General features: G+C 73.1%; 19 protein-coding genes. 4 read left to right on the top strand and 15 right to left on the bottom strand.

All coding sequences use genetic code 11. The annotated features are described in order from the left end of the window. Nucleotides 1-3: 3 nt before the first annotated feature. Together ACSJD1_RS05645 and ACSJD1_RS05640 are read right to left on the bottom strand one after the other, a co-directional pair. A complete protein-coding gene (locus tag ACSJD1_RS05645; RefSeq protein WP_438854336.1) occupies nucleotides 4-1,239 on the bottom strand; it encodes a glycosyltransferase in 1,236 nt (411 codons plus the stop codon). Beyond that, nucleotides 1,236-1,844: a TetR family transcriptional regulator gene (locus ACSJD1_RS05640; protein WP_438854335.1), complete on the bottom strand. Its 609-nt coding sequence runs from the start codon at nucleotides 1,842-1,844 to the stop codon at nucleotides 1,236-1,238. Before ACSJD1_RS05640 ends, ACSJD1_RS05645 begins: the two co-directional genes overlap by 4 nt. Nucleotides 1,845-1,936: 92 nt before the next feature. Between ACSJD1_RS05640 and ACSJD1_RS05635 the strand changes: the two genes are divergently transcribed. The 3 genes from ACSJD1_RS05635 to ACSJD1_RS05625 all read left to right on the top strand — a co-directional run bounded on the left by ACSJD1_RS05635 (nucleotide 1,937) and on the right by ACSJD1_RS05625 (nucleotide 3,878). Then, nucleotides 1,937-2,833 (top strand): DNA-formamidopyrimidine glycosylase family protein, encoded by an 897-nt coding sequence (locus ACSJD1_RS05635; RefSeq protein WP_438854334.1) that lies wholly within the window; start codon nucleotides 1,937-1,939, stop codon nucleotides 2,831-2,833. Then, nucleotides 2,830-3,276: a hypothetical protein gene (locus tag ACSJD1_RS05630; protein ID WP_438854333.1), complete on the top strand. Its 447-nt coding sequence runs from the start codon at nucleotides 2,830-2,832 to the stop codon at nucleotides 3,274-3,276. The genes ACSJD1_RS05635 and ACSJD1_RS05630 overlap by 4 nt, the downstream gene beginning before the upstream one ends. A 125-nt stretch (nucleotides 3,277-3,401) precedes the next feature. Next, nucleotides 3,402-3,878, top strand: a complete 477-nt coding sequence (locus tag ACSJD1_RS05625; protein WP_438854332.1) for a GNAT family N-acetyltransferase — start codon at nucleotides 3,402-3,404, stop codon at nucleotides 3,876-3,878. On the opposite strand, the gene ACSJD1_RS05620 is transcribed toward ACSJD1_RS05625, so the two are convergent. Genes ACSJD1_RS05620 through ACSJD1_RS05610 form a run of 3 tightly spaced genes read right to left on the bottom strand, consistent with a single transcriptional unit; the run spans nucleotide 3,856 to nucleotide 5,699 of the window. After that, a complete protein-coding gene (locus ACSJD1_RS05620; RefSeq protein ID WP_438854331.1) occupies nucleotides 3,856-4,605 on the bottom strand; it encodes a DUF1361 domain-containing protein in 750 nt (249 codons plus the stop codon). The two genes, ACSJD1_RS05625 and ACSJD1_RS05620, sit on opposite strands and share 23 nt — an antisense overlap. A gap of 21 nt (nucleotides 4,606-4,626) precedes the next feature. Further along, nucleotides 4,627-4,884 carry a DUF4190 domain-containing protein gene (locus tag ACSJD1_RS05615; protein ID WP_438854330.1) on the bottom strand — a complete coding sequence of 86 codons (258 nt, stop codon included), beginning with the start codon at nucleotides 4,882-4,884 and terminating at the stop codon, nucleotides 4,627-4,629. Beyond that, complete coding sequence (locus tag ACSJD1_RS05610) at nucleotides 4,881-5,699, bottom strand: DUF2306 domain-containing protein (RefSeq protein WP_438854329.1); 819 nt, start codon at nucleotides 5,697-5,699, stop codon at nucleotides 4,881-4,883. Before ACSJD1_RS05610 ends, ACSJD1_RS05615 begins: the two co-directional genes overlap by 4 nt. Nucleotides 5,700-5,857: 158 nt before the next feature. Between ACSJD1_RS05610 and ACSJD1_RS05605 the strand changes: the two genes are divergently transcribed. Beyond that, on the top strand, nucleotides 5,858-6,028 hold the full coding sequence (locus ACSJD1_RS05605; protein WP_438854328.1) for a hypothetical protein: 171 nt from the start codon (nucleotides 5,858-5,860) through the stop codon (nucleotides 6,026-6,028). Here ACSJD1_RS05605 and ACSJD1_RS05600 read toward each other — a convergent pair. From ACSJD1_RS05600 to ACSJD1_RS05555, 10 genes are all read right to left on the bottom strand, one after another. Beyond that, nucleotides 6,025-7,011 carry an NAD(P)/FAD-dependent oxidoreductase gene (locus tag ACSJD1_RS05600; protein WP_438854327.1) on the bottom strand — a complete coding sequence of 329 codons (987 nt, stop codon included), beginning with the start codon at nucleotides 7,009-7,011 and terminating at the stop codon, nucleotides 6,025-6,027. The two genes, ACSJD1_RS05605 and ACSJD1_RS05600, sit on opposite strands and share 4 nt — an antisense overlap. Nucleotides 7,012-7,013: 2 nt before the next feature. Continuing rightward, complete coding sequence (locus ACSJD1_RS05595) at nucleotides 7,014-7,838, bottom strand: VOC family protein (RefSeq protein ID WP_438854326.1); 825 nt, start codon at nucleotides 7,836-7,838, stop codon at nucleotides 7,014-7,016. A 109-nt stretch (nucleotides 7,839-7,947) separates the two neighbouring features. Then, nucleotides 7,948-8,835 carry a 3-methyladenine DNA glycosylase gene (locus tag ACSJD1_RS05590; protein ID WP_438854325.1) on the bottom strand — a complete coding sequence of 296 codons (888 nt, stop codon included), beginning with the start codon at nucleotides 8,833-8,835 and terminating at the stop codon, nucleotides 7,948-7,950. 155 nt (nucleotides 8,836-8,990) lie between these two features. Next, nucleotides 8,991-9,413: a hypothetical protein gene (locus ACSJD1_RS05585; RefSeq protein WP_438854324.1), complete on the bottom strand. Its 423-nt coding sequence runs from the start codon at nucleotides 9,411-9,413 to the stop codon at nucleotides 8,991-8,993. A gap of 43 nt (nucleotides 9,414-9,456) precedes the next feature. Further along, complete coding sequence (locus tag ACSJD1_RS05580; protein ID WP_438854323.1) at nucleotides 9,457-9,774, bottom strand: hypothetical protein; 318 nt, start codon at nucleotides 9,772-9,774, stop codon at nucleotides 9,457-9,459. 59 nt (nucleotides 9,775-9,833) lie between these two features. Then, complete coding sequence (locus ACSJD1_RS05575) at nucleotides 9,834-9,974, bottom strand: hypothetical protein (protein WP_438854322.1); 141 nt, start codon at nucleotides 9,972-9,974, stop codon at nucleotides 9,834-9,836. Next, entirely contained in the window at nucleotides 9,971-10,408 is a 438-nt protein-coding gene (locus tag ACSJD1_RS05570; RefSeq protein WP_438854321.1) for a GNAT family N-acetyltransferase, read from the bottom strand. The genes ACSJD1_RS05575 and ACSJD1_RS05570 overlap by 4 nt, the downstream gene beginning before the upstream one ends. A gap of 35 nt (nucleotides 10,409-10,443) precedes the next feature. After that, nucleotides 10,444-11,466 (bottom strand): 1-aminocyclopropane-1-carboxylate deaminase, encoded by a 1,023-nt coding sequence (locus ACSJD1_RS05565; protein ID WP_438854320.1) that lies wholly within the window; start codon nucleotides 11,464-11,466, stop codon nucleotides 10,444-10,446. An 11-nt stretch (nucleotides 11,467-11,477) separates the two neighbouring features. After that, nucleotides 11,478-12,200 (bottom strand): GntR family transcriptional regulator, encoded by a 723-nt coding sequence (locus ACSJD1_RS05560; RefSeq protein ID WP_438854319.1) that lies wholly within the window; start codon nucleotides 12,198-12,200, stop codon nucleotides 11,478-11,480. A gap of 55 nt (nucleotides 12,201-12,255) precedes the next feature. After that, nucleotides 12,256-12,981, bottom strand: coding sequence for a hemerythrin domain-containing protein (locus tag ACSJD1_RS05555; RefSeq protein ID WP_438854318.1), 726 nt, complete (start codon nucleotides 12,979-12,981; stop codon nucleotides 12,256-12,258). Nucleotides 12,982-12,996: the final 15 nt, after the last annotated feature.

Below are 12,996 nucleotides of genomic sequence, written 5' to 3'. Positions count from 1 at the left end.
GCGTCACGGCTGGCGCAGCGCCGACTTCCGCGGCCGGGCGGCGAGCCGTTCGAGCACGCCGAGCGCGTCGGCCGCACCGTCCTCGTCGGCCATCCGGGCGGCCGCGGCATCCACGGCGGACCGGAACGCGGGCGCGGCGGCCAACGCGTCGGCGAGGCGATCGGCGGTGAGCCTCCGCTGCGGGATCGCGGCGGGCGCGAGCCCGCGCCGGTGGAGCATCGCACCCCAGAACGGTTGGTCGGCGATGAACGGCACCACGATCGACACGGTGCCCGCCGCGGTCGCGGCCTGCACGGTGCCGATGCCGCCGTGGTGGATCGCGGCGATCGCACGGGGGAGCACGGCCGCGTGATCGACCGATCGGGTGACGAACACGTCGTCGCCGCGCGCCTCTTCGGGCACGGCGATGCCGCCGAGGCCGGTCGCGACGAGCAGGCGGATGCCGCGAGCCCGTGCCGCCGTCACGAGTGCGCGCCCGCGGGCCACGGGGTCGCCCGCGGCCATCGACCCGAAGCCGGCGTACGCGAAGTCACCACCGTCGAGGAAGTCGGCGAGGGCGGGGTCGAGGGCGGATGCCGCGGCATCCGTCGTCGCCGCGCGCCACGCCCCGGTCAGCGCGACCGAATCCGGCCAGTCGGCCGGACGCGGCAGGATCGCCGGACTGATCGGGAGGAGCGTCGCCGCGGGCGGCGACGAGCGTCGGGTGCCGGGCGCGCCCGCCAGCTCGGCCGCCTCGTCGACCTCGCGCCGGAACATGGCGCCTGCGGCCGCCGCGGCCCGGTAGGTGAGGCGGTTGAAGGGTCCGAGATCGAGCGTCACCGTGCCGGCCGCGGGGAACTCGCGCGTCGGCGTCATCGCGGGCACCATCTCGACGAGCGCGTGCGGGATGCCGAGCGCGTCGGCGACGATCGGCGCCGAGAGCACCTTCGGATGCCACGCGATGACGTCGGGCCGGAACTCGAGGGCCGCGTGCACGGCGTTCACGATCACGCCGCGCATCACCGGCCGCACGACGTCGCGCAGGTTGCGCATCGCCGCCATCGGCGAGACGCCCTGCGACTCGATCATCGCCGAGAAGTCGACCTCGAGGCTCCGCACGTCGAGCCCGGTCGTGTCGACGCCCGACCGGTCGGGGAGCGCCAGGCGGACGTCGTGACCCGCCGCCGCCGCGCGACGCGCGAGCGCGGCGAACGGTTCCACGTCTCCGCGCGAGCCCGCGGTGACGAGCATCAGCTTCATCGTGCCTCCTCCGGAACGAGACCGGTCGCGGCGAGCAGCCGGTCGTCGGTGACGAGCCCGCCGGAGTAGAGCTCCGCGAGCGGGACGGCCAGCCGCGCGAGCGCCGCCTCGGGGTCGCCGCCCGCCCAGGCCGCCAGGCGGTCGAGCAGCAGGAACGGAGCGACGCCGAGGAGGACGAGCGCGGCGGCCTGCGCCTCCGGATCGCGGGACGGGCGGAGCCATCCGCCCGCCGACCCGTCGTCGATCGATGCGCCGGCGACCGCGACCAGTCGGGCGAAGAGGGCGTCGGATGCCGCACCGCCGTCGCCGAGCATGCGCGCGAGATAGGGGCCGTAGGTGCCGAGCACCTCGCCCAGCACGTCGGACGGCGCCGCGGCATCCTGTTTCTCGGCGATGAACCGCGCGACGCGTGCGTCGCACTCCTCGCGGAGCGCCTGCTTGGTGCCGAAGTGGTGCGTGACGAGGGCGGTGCTGACGCCGGCGCGCGCGGCGATGTCGCGCATGGTCGCCGCGTCGTACCCGTGCACGGCGAAGCGGTCGAGCGCGGCGGCGACGATGCGCGCGCGGGCGGTGAGGTCGCCATCGACGACCGAGACTGTACGCATGTACAGCATTCTGACTCGTCGTACAGTTCGGCGCAAGGCCCGAGTGACGGAAGACCGTTGGCAGCGTCCGCGGGTCGTGCGAGGCTGACGGTATGCCGGAGTCCCCGGAGGTCCAGGCCCTCGTCGACGAGCTCGAGTCGTCGCTGCGCGGTCGCACCGTCGCGGCCGTCGACGTCGTCGAGTTCCGCGTCACGAAGACGCGGAGCCGGCCGCTGACGACGCTCGTCGGCGAACGCGTGCTCGGCGTCACCCGCCACGGCAAGCTGTTCGCGATCGAGCTCGACGGCTCCGAGCTGCTCGTCGTCTCGCTGGGCCGCCACGGCTGGGCGCGGTGGGGTGCAGGCGAGGCGGATGCCGCGGCCGACGCCGCAGGCGTGGACGTCGCCGCAGCCGAGGCCGCCGAGCCGCCGCCGCCCACGCTCGCCGCACTCGAGTTCGACGACGGCGCGGTGCTCGAGCTGACGGATGCCGGCGGCTGGGTGTCGCTCGGGTGCTGGGTGGTCGACGAGGCGAACGAGGTCGCCGCCGTCGCCAAGCACGGACCCGACCCGGCCGATCCCGCCTTCACGCGCGCCGAGTTCGACCGGGCGGTCGCCGGGCGCCGCAAGCAGCTCAAGGCGATCCTGCAGGAGCAGGAGTCGCTCGCCGGCATCGGCAACGCGTACTCCGACGAGATCCTCTTCGCGGCCCGCCTCTCACCCGTGGCGCACGCGGCGACGCTCGCCGACGACGAGCTCGCGCGCCTGTTCGATGCGACGGTGGGCACGATCCGCGACGCGATCGCCGCGCGCCAGGGCATCCCGATCGACCGGCTGAAGGCCGCGAAGGTCGACGCCATGCAGGTGCACGGGCGCGCGGGGGAGCCCTGCCCGGCCGGGTGCGGCGGCGAGATCCGCGACTTCACGTTCGCGAGCACGACCGCGCAGTACTGTCCCGAGTGCCAGACGGGCGGCGAGATCCTGCCGCTGAAGGCGGGGGACTCCGCGTGACGAGTGCCGGGCCGGGCGGCGATCCCGAGTCATCCGCCCCGCCCGTCGTCGTCGTCGTCGACGTCGCCAACGTCATGGGCTCTCGGCCCGACGGATGGTGGCGCGACCGCGCCGGCGCCGCGACCGGGCTGCTCGGGCGGATGCCGGAGCTCATCGGTCGGAGCGTGGCCGTGCCCGGCGCGGCCGACGAATCGACCGTCGCGATCTCGCGGATCGTCGCCGTCGTCGAGGGTGCGGCGAGGACGGCGTCCGCGCCCGACGGGATCGAACTCGTCCGGGCGCCCGCGGACGGCGACTCCGCGGTCGTCGAGCACGCCGCTCGACTCCTCGAAACGGGGGAACGTGTGCTCGTCGTCACGGCCGACCGCGGCCTGCGCGCGCGTCTCGCCGCCGGAGTGCAGGTCGCCGGGCCGGGCTGGTTCAACGAGCTGACCGGGCGCTGACGTCGCACCGGAGCACCGCGAGCGCACGCGGATGCGCGGCCCGACCCGGGCGCATCCGCGTCGTCACGCCGCCCGGCTCGGCCAGACGACATGAGCGGGAAACACGCGCGGAGGAGAATGAGGCGGTGAGCACCGCCCCCGCCCTCGACATCCACCGCGCCGATCTCGGAGACCCCCGCGTCATCCGCCTGCTCGAGGACCACCTCGCCGACATGTTCGCGACCTCCCCAGCCGAGAGCGTGCACGCGCTCGACGTCTCGGCGCTCTCGGAGCCCGAGGTGACGCTGTGGACCATCGGCGAGGGCGAGCACCTGCTCGGCTGCGTCGCGCTGAAGGAACTCGACCCCGCGCACGGCGAGCTGAAGTCGATGCGAACGGACGCCGCAGCCCGCGGCCGTGGCCTCGGTGCACGCCTGCTCGAGCACGTCCTCGCCGAGGCGGCCCGTCGCGGGTACGCCCGTCTCAGCCTCGAGACGGGCTCAGAGGAGTTCTTCCGCCCGGCCCGCACGCTCTACGCCAAGTACGGGTTCGAGGAATGCGCGCCGTTCGCCGACTACGTCCTCGACCCGAACAGCGTGTTCATGACGCGCGAGCTCCGGTGACCGCGGCGACGAACGTCGCCAGGTAGACGGGCACGTAGACGAGCCCGACGAGTACCGCGTGCGACGCGACGAACCCCAGCATGTCGGCGACCCGGCCCCCGGGGGCGAAGTACTCGCGCGTCTTGCGCAGCATCGAGCCGGGGTGTCGGACATCCCAGCTGTTGAAGCGCAGGTAGCGCCCGAGGTAGACGCCGAGCGCACCGAGCACGATGACCGCACCCGCGAACCACCAGCTCGCCGCCGGCGGGCCGGCGGAGACCTCAGCCGGATCGAGCACGATGAGCACGAACGCGGTCTGCACGACCCCGAGGCTGAAGACCGCGTTCGCGATGCCCGAGAGGGTGAGCGTCAGCGTCTGCACGATGTCGTACCAGAGCGGGACCGGGTCGTCGGGGCCCCGATGGCTGAAGTTCAGTTCGGTGATGAGGTAGATCGAGTTCGGGAAGAACAGCACCCACAATCCCGTCGCCACGAGGAGGTACGCCCACTCGAGGAACGGCGCCGCCGCGATGCCCCACGACGGCAGGGCCACGAGCGCCGGGACGAGCGCGATGAGCACCGCGAACGCGAACACCGCACCGACCACTGGCAGGAACGAGAGCCCGACGTTGACGATCATCGGCCGGTACAGGGCGACGCCGTAGACGCGCGCCCGAAGCACGATGAGCACGACGGCGTAGGCGTTGAGTGCGACCAGCGCGATCGTGCCGGCGACGGCGGCGTTCATCTCGTCGGCGCGACCGCGACGCTACTGCGTGTTCGCCAGGTACATCCCGCCGGTGACCAGCAGCAGGATGATGATGAGGATGGCGCCGGCCACGGCGATCCAGCCCAGGATCACTGCGGCCAGGGCGAGGCCGTGCCCCCGCTCACCGGTGCGCTTGATCTGCCCGAGGGCCATGTACCCGAAGATGAGGCCGAGGATGCCCGTGAACCACACGGTCACGAACGCGACGATCGCCCAGACGTTCCACGTGTCGGTCGCGGGTGCAGGAGTTTGCGTCATGCGATGAGGGTACGCGCCGGGAGCCGGTACGACGGGAGCGCGCGCCGACGGACGAGCCACTCCGCGACGAGCATGTTCGGCAGCCAGCAGAGGAACGGCACGGCCGCGTAGGCGTTCGCGAACGCGGCGTCCGCGTCGAAGCCGGCCGCGCCGGCGAACGGCACCTGGGCGAACATCAGCAGCGGCAGCCAGAGGCGCAGCGTCACCGCGGCGTACGTGAGGGCGAACGCGCGCATCATCCAGGCGCGGTGCGAGGGCACGTCGCCGCGGCGGATCGCGCGGTAGCCGCGCCATCCGGCCACCACCCACAGCACGGCGAGCGCGCCGAACCCGAACGTGCCGACGAGCCCGGCGGCGCTGAACGGCGCGAGCGAGAGGCCCGCGAGGCCGGCGACGCCGATCGCGACGAGTGCGACGCGACCCGTCCAGCGGTGCACCCGGGGTGCTCGGTCGCGCAGGCCGCGCCAGAACTGGAACGGGCTCGTGACGAGCGCGATGCCGCCCGCGACGATGTGGACGTAGAACACCGCGAGGACGAACGGCGGCTGACCCGCGTAGTGCTCGGCGAGGCCGCCCGAACGCGAGGCGGCCAGCTCGGGCAGCGACGACGTCAGGTACGGCACGACCGCGAACGCCGCGATCGCGAGCGAGGAGAGCAGGATCCAGGCCCAGCCGATGCGGGCGCCGAGGCGCTCCCGCTCCCGGCCCGGTCGACGGACCGGCCGACGGGCCGGGGGTGAGGCGGTGGTGGCGGTCGTCGTGGCGGCGGCCGCGGTGGCGGCGGTCGTCGTGTCGCCCGTCTCGGTCGTGGTCATGCCGCGACGGTATCGGCGGCTGTGGACGGCGGGCATCCGGCGAACCCCCGGATGCGGCGGAGGGCTGCCCGCCGCCACCGTCGGATGGCATCATGGCTCGGGTGCGGGCCCGAGTCCGTGGCCGTACGGTCACCGGTCCGCATCGCGGAGGGGGAGTGATGGACGACCTCACAGGAACGGCGACCGAGCGGATGGCGCAGCTGCGCGAGGCCGGCGACGGCGGGAAGGATGCCGCGTGGCTCGAGCGTCAGCTCGTGTCTGCGCTGCAGGGCTGGCAGGGCACCGAAGACGCCCTCGCGACGCTGCGCGAGGCGCACGAGGACTTCTAGGCGTCGGTCGCCGGGGCCGGTGCACCGTCGGCGCCGCGCGACTCGAGCGCGTGCCGCACGTCCTCCTCGACGAGGTCGGCGTTGATCGCCGCGCCCGTGAGGCTCCCCGACGACATCGCCCACGGTACGGACGACCTCGGGCCGACGACGTTGCCGGCCGCGTACAGCCCGCGCACGCTCGTCCGGCCGTCCTCGTCGACGATCACGTGGTCGACGCCGCCCTGTCGCATCGACCGCGCGCGCAGTCGCCGCAGCAAGTCGTCATGGGGCACCGCCTTCGGCGCGACGAACACGGCATCGGCCTCCCACTCGCTCCCGTCTTCGAGGCGGATGCCGCGGAGCCGGCCGGCGTCGTCGGAGAACACCTCGATCACCCGACGGTCCTCGACGACGATGCCCCGAGCGTCGAGTCCGGAACGTGCCGTCGGCGTGAGCACCGCTCCCAGCGTGCAGAAGATGACATCGGCCGAGAGCTGGCGCATGAGCTGCGCCTGATGGGCGTTGGCGGCGCTCGAGGCGATGACGGCGATCCGCCGGTCGCGCACCTCCCAGCCGTCGCAGTACGGGCAGAGCACGACCCCGCGACCCCACTGCTCGGCGAGGCCGGGGATGTCGGGCAGTTCGTCGCGCAGGCCCGTGGCGACGAGCAGCCGCCGCGCGCGGTGGCGCTCGCCGGAGTCGAGCACGACCTCGAAGCAGGGGCCGCCGGGCTCACCGGCCTCCGCATCGACCTCGGCGGCCTCGGCGACCTCGCCCGATTCGATCGCGACGTCGTAGCGCGTGAGCTCGGCACGGCCCGCCGCGAGGAGGTCGAGCGGCGAGGTGTGGTCTCGTCCGAGCACGCCGTGCATGTGCTGCGCCGGTGCGTTGCGCGGCCGGCCGCCGTCGACGACGAGCACGCTCCGCCGGGATCGTCCGAGCATGAGCGCCGCGGAGAGACCGGCGCTGCCGCCGTCGACGATCACGACGTCCCAGGTGGCCATGCCTACCCGGTCGGCTCGGACGTCGCGGAGGCCGACGTCGTGGGGGGTTCGCCGGCCGTCGTCGTCGGCGACGCCACGACGAAGTAGGCCCCGCTCGGGTCGGACAGGCCCGCCCGCCGACCGTCGGGAACGTCCCACGGCGGCACCACGAGCGTGCCGCCTGCGGCGACGGCGCGCGCAACCGTCGCCTCGACGTCGTCGACCTGGAACCCGACGTGCCACGCGGGCGGCAGGTCTGCGCCCAGGAGCTCGGCCGCGTCGAGGAGCCGCGCGAAGGTCCGGCCCGCGTGGCGGTAGACGGCGTAGCGAGGTTCGCCCTCGCCGTGCTCGATGTCCCAGTGGAAGGCGTGCGCGTAGAAGCGCTCCGCCGCGTCGAAGTCGCTCGCGGCGAGTTCGAAGCGGGTCGCCGCCCCGGTCTCGTCGAACGCGTCGAAGCCCGGCAGCCCGCCCGGCTGCCAGTAGCCGACGACCGCGCCCGTCGCGTCGATCGCGAGGCCCATGACGCCCATGTCGGGGATGTCGAGCGGCTCGAACAGCACCGTGCCGCCGGCCTCGCCGATCCGCTCGCTCGTCGCGGCCGCGTTCCACGTCAGCAGGTAGACGGTCCAGTGCGACGGCGACGGGTCGTCGTCGGTCCGGCGGCCCGCGCCCGCGACGCGCTTGCCGTCGAGGACGAACGTGGTGTAGCCGCCGTAGCGTTCGTCGGTGCTGCGATCGGCGGTCCAGCCGAACACGCTCGTGTAGAACTCGATCGCCCCGTCGAGGTCGGTCGTGGTCAGGTCGACCCAGGCCGGCGCGCCCGCGACGAGGTCATCAGATCCGGGCATGCGGGCCTCCAGTCGGTGCATCGGAGCGGCGGCGCCGTCGCAGAACGTGGCGCTTCCGGATGCTAGCACCGGGGGTCGCCGCTGCGACAGGCACGATCGAGCGCGCCGCCTACGCGGGCGATCCGGGCAGGGTCGCGAGGACCCGCGCGCGCAGCACGTTCGCGCGCTCTGCGAAGCCGCGCTGTCGCCGCACGTACTCGGCCTTGCCGTCGGTCGTCTCGATGCGCACCGGGTCGCCGCCCCACGGCTCCATGTCGTACGGCGATGCCTGCATGTCGAGGTAGCGGATGTCGCGCGCCAGCTCGAACGCGTCGAGCAGCAGGTCGCCGGGCACGAGCGGGCCGAGCTTGACCACCCACTTGTACACGTCCATGTTCGCGTGCAGGCAGCCCGGCTGCTCGATCTCGGGCTGGGATTCGCGGGTCGGCGCGAAGCGGTTGCGCGGCGTGGCATCCGGGGTGAAGAACCGGTACGCGTCGATGTGCGTGCACCGGAGCTCGTGCGCCTCGACGACCTCGTCGGTCGCCGCCTGCCCGAGCCGCAGCGGCACCGGGTGGCGATGCTCGCCCTGCCGGTAGACCATGGCCCACTCGTGCAGCCCGAAGCAGCCGAACTGCGCCGGGCGCGCGGCGGTTCGGCGCAGCATCCGCTCGACCAGGCCGAGCATCGCACCCTTCTCGGCGCGCATCGCGGTGGCGTCGACGACGAGTCCTCCCTCGGTCGTGCCCGGCGCGTACCAGCGCCAGTCGGCGCGGGGCGTGCCCGCGGCATCGGCGAGTTCGACGCCCGCGCCCGGGTGCCAGCGACGCAGCAGCGCGGGGGAGTACGAGTAGTACGTGAAGAGGAAGTCCTCGATCGGATGCCGCGCGCCGCGCGCCCTGCGCGATCGGTGGCCGGCCGTGAGGGCATCGGCCCGTTCCGCGTGCGCCTGCTCGCGGGCGCGCCAGTCGGCGGCGTCGAGCGCGACGGCGTCGCGGATCGGGGCGGTCGAGGTCACCCGTCGAGGATAGGCGGCGATGCTGGACGACCGACCCGCGCACGGCGCCGCAACTGGTGCTTCGTGCATGCGGATCGGCTCTTCAGCCGCCGTGGGGGGCGACATGGGGCGGATTCTCATGCACGACGGAGTGTTCCGCAGGTGCGCGGACGGACTCAGCGGGTGCGGGCGCGGCGACCCACCGCGAAGCCGAGGATCGCCATCTTCAGGGCGAGGAGGAATCCGCCCGCCGTCAGCGGCGTGACCTCGGGGTCGGGATCGACGAACGACTCACGCCACACGCGTTCGATCGGATACCCGATGCTCATGATCGCCCCGAGCACGCCGAGCGTGCGCGCCGCGGCCACGGGCGGTCGGCGGCCGACGAGCAGCGCGAGGCTCGCGAACGCCTGCGCGATCAGCATCACGGTCGGCGCGGAGAGCTCGGTGCCCTCGACCCAGTGCCGGCGCCGCACCTCGTCGGGCGATCGATGCGGGAAGCCCGGCACGTCGCCCCCGCGGCCCTCCGCGTACGCCTTCCGCAGTCCGAGCGCGCCGAACACGAGCTGGACGATTCCGATCGCCCCCAGGAGTCGCATGCGCACATGCTCCCACCGGCCCGATCGAGCGACAAGTGCCCGATCAGGGCGTGATCTCGTCGACGAACGCGAACGCATCGGCCGCGATCGCGCCCCACTCGGCGTCGCGTGCGAAGGGCACCACAGCCCATTCGCGCATCGGGCGGCCGCGCATCACCATCGGCGCGAGCGCGAGTTCGTCGATTCGCTCCTCGGGGAGCTTGACGACGAGGTCGCCGCCGCGCTCGACGAACGCGAAGAGCTTGCCGCGCACCGAGTAGCCCTCGGACCCGAACATCTTCCCGACCGACACGTCGGGCCGGACGATCAGGTCAGCGGCCGCTTCGGCGAGGCGCTCGCGCCCCCGAGTGCGTGCATCCATGGGGCGACGCTACCGCCGGCCGACGACATCCGCCGCGCCGTCACCGGATCGGGCCGGCGTCAGGCGTGGTCGTCGTGATGGCCGTCGTGCAGGTGCGCCGACGCGGCGTCGAAGTGGATGCCGCAACGGCGGCAGTACTCCGCCTTCAACTCCTCGTATCGATCGTGCGAGACGTGGTGCGGGTCGTCGTTCCCGGTCATGTCGCCTCCTCGACGGCGTTGGTGCCGCGGACCATCCACTGCTCGGGCCGTGCGAGCGGCTCGAACCCTAATCGTTCGTACAGGGTATGCGCATCGCCCGTGGCGAGCACGAGCCGCTTCAACGCGAGCGGCTCGAGCTGCGCGACGACGAAGCCGACGAGCCCGAGGCCGACGCCGCGACCGCGCGCCTCCGGCGCCACGATCACGTCGCAGAGCCACGCGAACGTCACGCCGTCGGTGACGATGCGTGCGTAGCCCAGCTGCTTACCGGTCTCGGCGTCGTACGCGCCGTAGTTCCACGACGCGTCGATCGCGGCGTCCTGTACCTCGCGCGGCCGGCCGAGCGCCCAGTAGGCGTGCTCCGAGATCAATTCGTGCACGCGTGCCCGATCGAGGTCGGCCGTGTCGCCCGAGTACCGGATCCCGTCGCTCATCCGCCCATCCTCCCAGCCCGGCGGCGGCCGGCCGATCAGTGGTAGCGGCCGGAGTACGCGTTGATCGCCGGCTGGCCGCCGAGGTGGGCGTAGAGCACGTTCGAGTCCTTCGGGATGTCGCCCGACGAGACGAGCTCGATGAGTCCGGCCATCGACTTGCCCTCGTAGACCGGATCGAGGATGACGCCCTCGAGGCTCCCGGTGAGCCGCATGGCCTCGTCGGTCGACTCGACCGGGATGCCGTAGTAGTCGCCCGCCCAGCCCTCGAGCACCGTGATCTCGTCGTCGCGCAGGTCGCGTCCGAGGCCGATCGTCGACGCCGTGTTCCGCGCGATGCGCGCGACCTGGTCGCGGGTCTCGTCGACCTTCGCCGAGGCGTCGATGCCGACGACCCTGCGCGGCCGTCCGCCGAAATTGTGCTCGAGGTCGGCGAAGCCCGCGATCATGCCCGCGTGCGTCGAACCCGTGACCGAACAGACGACGATCGTGTCGAAGAAGACGCCGAGCGCCTCCTCCTGCGCCGCGACCTCGTGCGCCCAGTTCGCGAAGCCGAGGCCGCCCAGCGGGTGGTCGGACGCGCCGGCGGGGATCGCGTACGGCGTGCCGCCCGCGGTCTCGACATCCGCGATCGCCCGCTTCCACGAGTCGCGGAAGCCGATGCTGAAGCCGGCGGGGGAGAGGCGCACGTCGGCGCCCATGAGCCGCGAGAGCAGGATGTTGCCGACCCGGTCGTTCACCGAGTCGGGCCAGTCGACCCAGTGCTCCTGCACGAGCACGGCCTTCATGCCGAGGTGCGCGGCGACGGCCGCGACCTGCCGCGTGTGGTTCGACTGCACGCCGCCGATGGAGACGAGCGTGTCGGCGCCCTTCGCGAGCGCGTCGGGCACGAGGTACTCGAGCTTGCGGGTCTTGTTGCCGCCGAACGCGAGGCCGGAGTTGACGTCCTCGCGCTTCATCCAGACGCGGGCGCCGCCGAGGTGGGCGCTGAGCCGATCGACGGGGTGGATCGGGCTCGGCCCGAAGGTCAGCTGATGACGGGGGAAGTCGGCGAGGGCCATGGTTCTCTCCTTCAAGGGGTGGGCGTGACGGATGCCGCGGGCTCGCCCGCCGCGCCGTCGTCGATGGCCTCGTCATCGTCGTCGAGGTGCAGCAACCGGCCGAGCGTCGACCAGTTGTCGTGGGTGGCGGCGGCGGCCTCGTCGGCGAGGCCGGCCGCGCAGAGTTCGATGATGCGGTCGTGGTCGGCGACCGAGCCGCGACCCGCGAGCGAGCCGAAGCGGGCTCGCTCGAGGCGGCGGAGGAGGGGCGTCACCTGCTCCAGCAGGCCCGGCAGCAGCGGGTTCGCGCTCGCCGTGACGGCGACGCCGTGGAAGGCGTCGTCGGCCGCCATCGCGGCGTCGACGTCGTCGCCGTGCAGGGCCTTGGCGAAGGCGGCGTTGGCGTTGCCCATCGCCTCGAGGTCGGCCGTGGTCAGTTGCGGAACCGCCTCGCGGACCGCCAGCGCGTGCAGCGTCGCCGCGATGCGCTGCGCGGCGAGGGCGGTGCGCGTGTCGAGGGGGGCCACGACGGTCTGCTTCGCGCGACGCGTCTGCACGAGGCCCGCGGCCTCGAGTCGGGCGATCGCCTCGCGGATGGGCGTCCGGCTGACGCCGAGCCACGCCTCGAGCTCCGGGTCGCGCAGGCGCTCGCCGGGTGCGAACTCGCCCGAGACGATCGCGTCGCGAAGGTGCGTGTAGGCGTGGTCGCGCATCGACTTCGGGCGCTCCGCGTGAGCGCGGACGGGCAGCGGCATGCAATATATTGCAGCGGATGCCGCGGCTCGCGTCAACCCCGGCCGACTGCACCGTCTAGATCGTCCGCGGAATCGCGCGCCCGGGGAACAGCGTCGCGTACTGCCTCCGGTACAGGCGCTTGCCGACGAGCCGGTACGCCAGTCGGATCGGCAACGGGATGTCGGTGATGAACTCCCGCTGCTCGTCGGGCGGGTTCGTCGCGAGGATCATGCCGAGGTACGCGAGGACGACCTTCTTCTCGAAGGAGTCGACGCCGTGTTGGGAGAGCTTCTCGAACTCCTCCTCGGTGAGCACCTTCTCGACCGCGGGCGTGACCTCGGTCACCTCGCGGCGCAGGTGCACCTTCAACATGGCCGAGAGGTCCTCGTACTCCGCCGCGAGCTGCTCGCCGAGTTCGGCGTCGGCGCTCTCCCGCCACCGCTCGCGGATCGGGGCGAGGTCGTCGAGCGCCCGCCTGACCTGCTCGTGCTGCGCGAGCATCTGCGCGACGTGCAGTGCGCACGCCGGGGCGCGCTCGCCGAGCTGCGGGTACATGTAGAGGTCCTCGCCCTCGTGGTGCACGTGCAGGAGCTTGTCGAAGTTGCCGAGCACCTCGCCGACGTACCGCGAACGGTCGGTGTCGCCGTCGGCGGCGGATCGCACGAGCCCGGGCGCCTCGTCGTACGACCAGAGGAGGACCCGGTGGATGCGGCGCATCGCGGCCGTCGCCTGGCAGAGCACCGGCCCGTCGGGGACCGGCGCTGCGGTCTCTCCGGCCTGCATGGTGAAGAAGTCGGACATCGGACCATCCCCCAG

The organism is Agromyces excoecariae, assembly GCF_051715505.1.
In the GTDB taxonomy this organism is placed as follows: Bacteria; Actinomycetota; Actinomycetes; order Actinomycetales; family Microbacteriaceae; genus Agromyces.
Note: the sequence above shows the minus strand (reverse complement) of the source record. Positions and strands in the feature narration are given on the sequence as shown.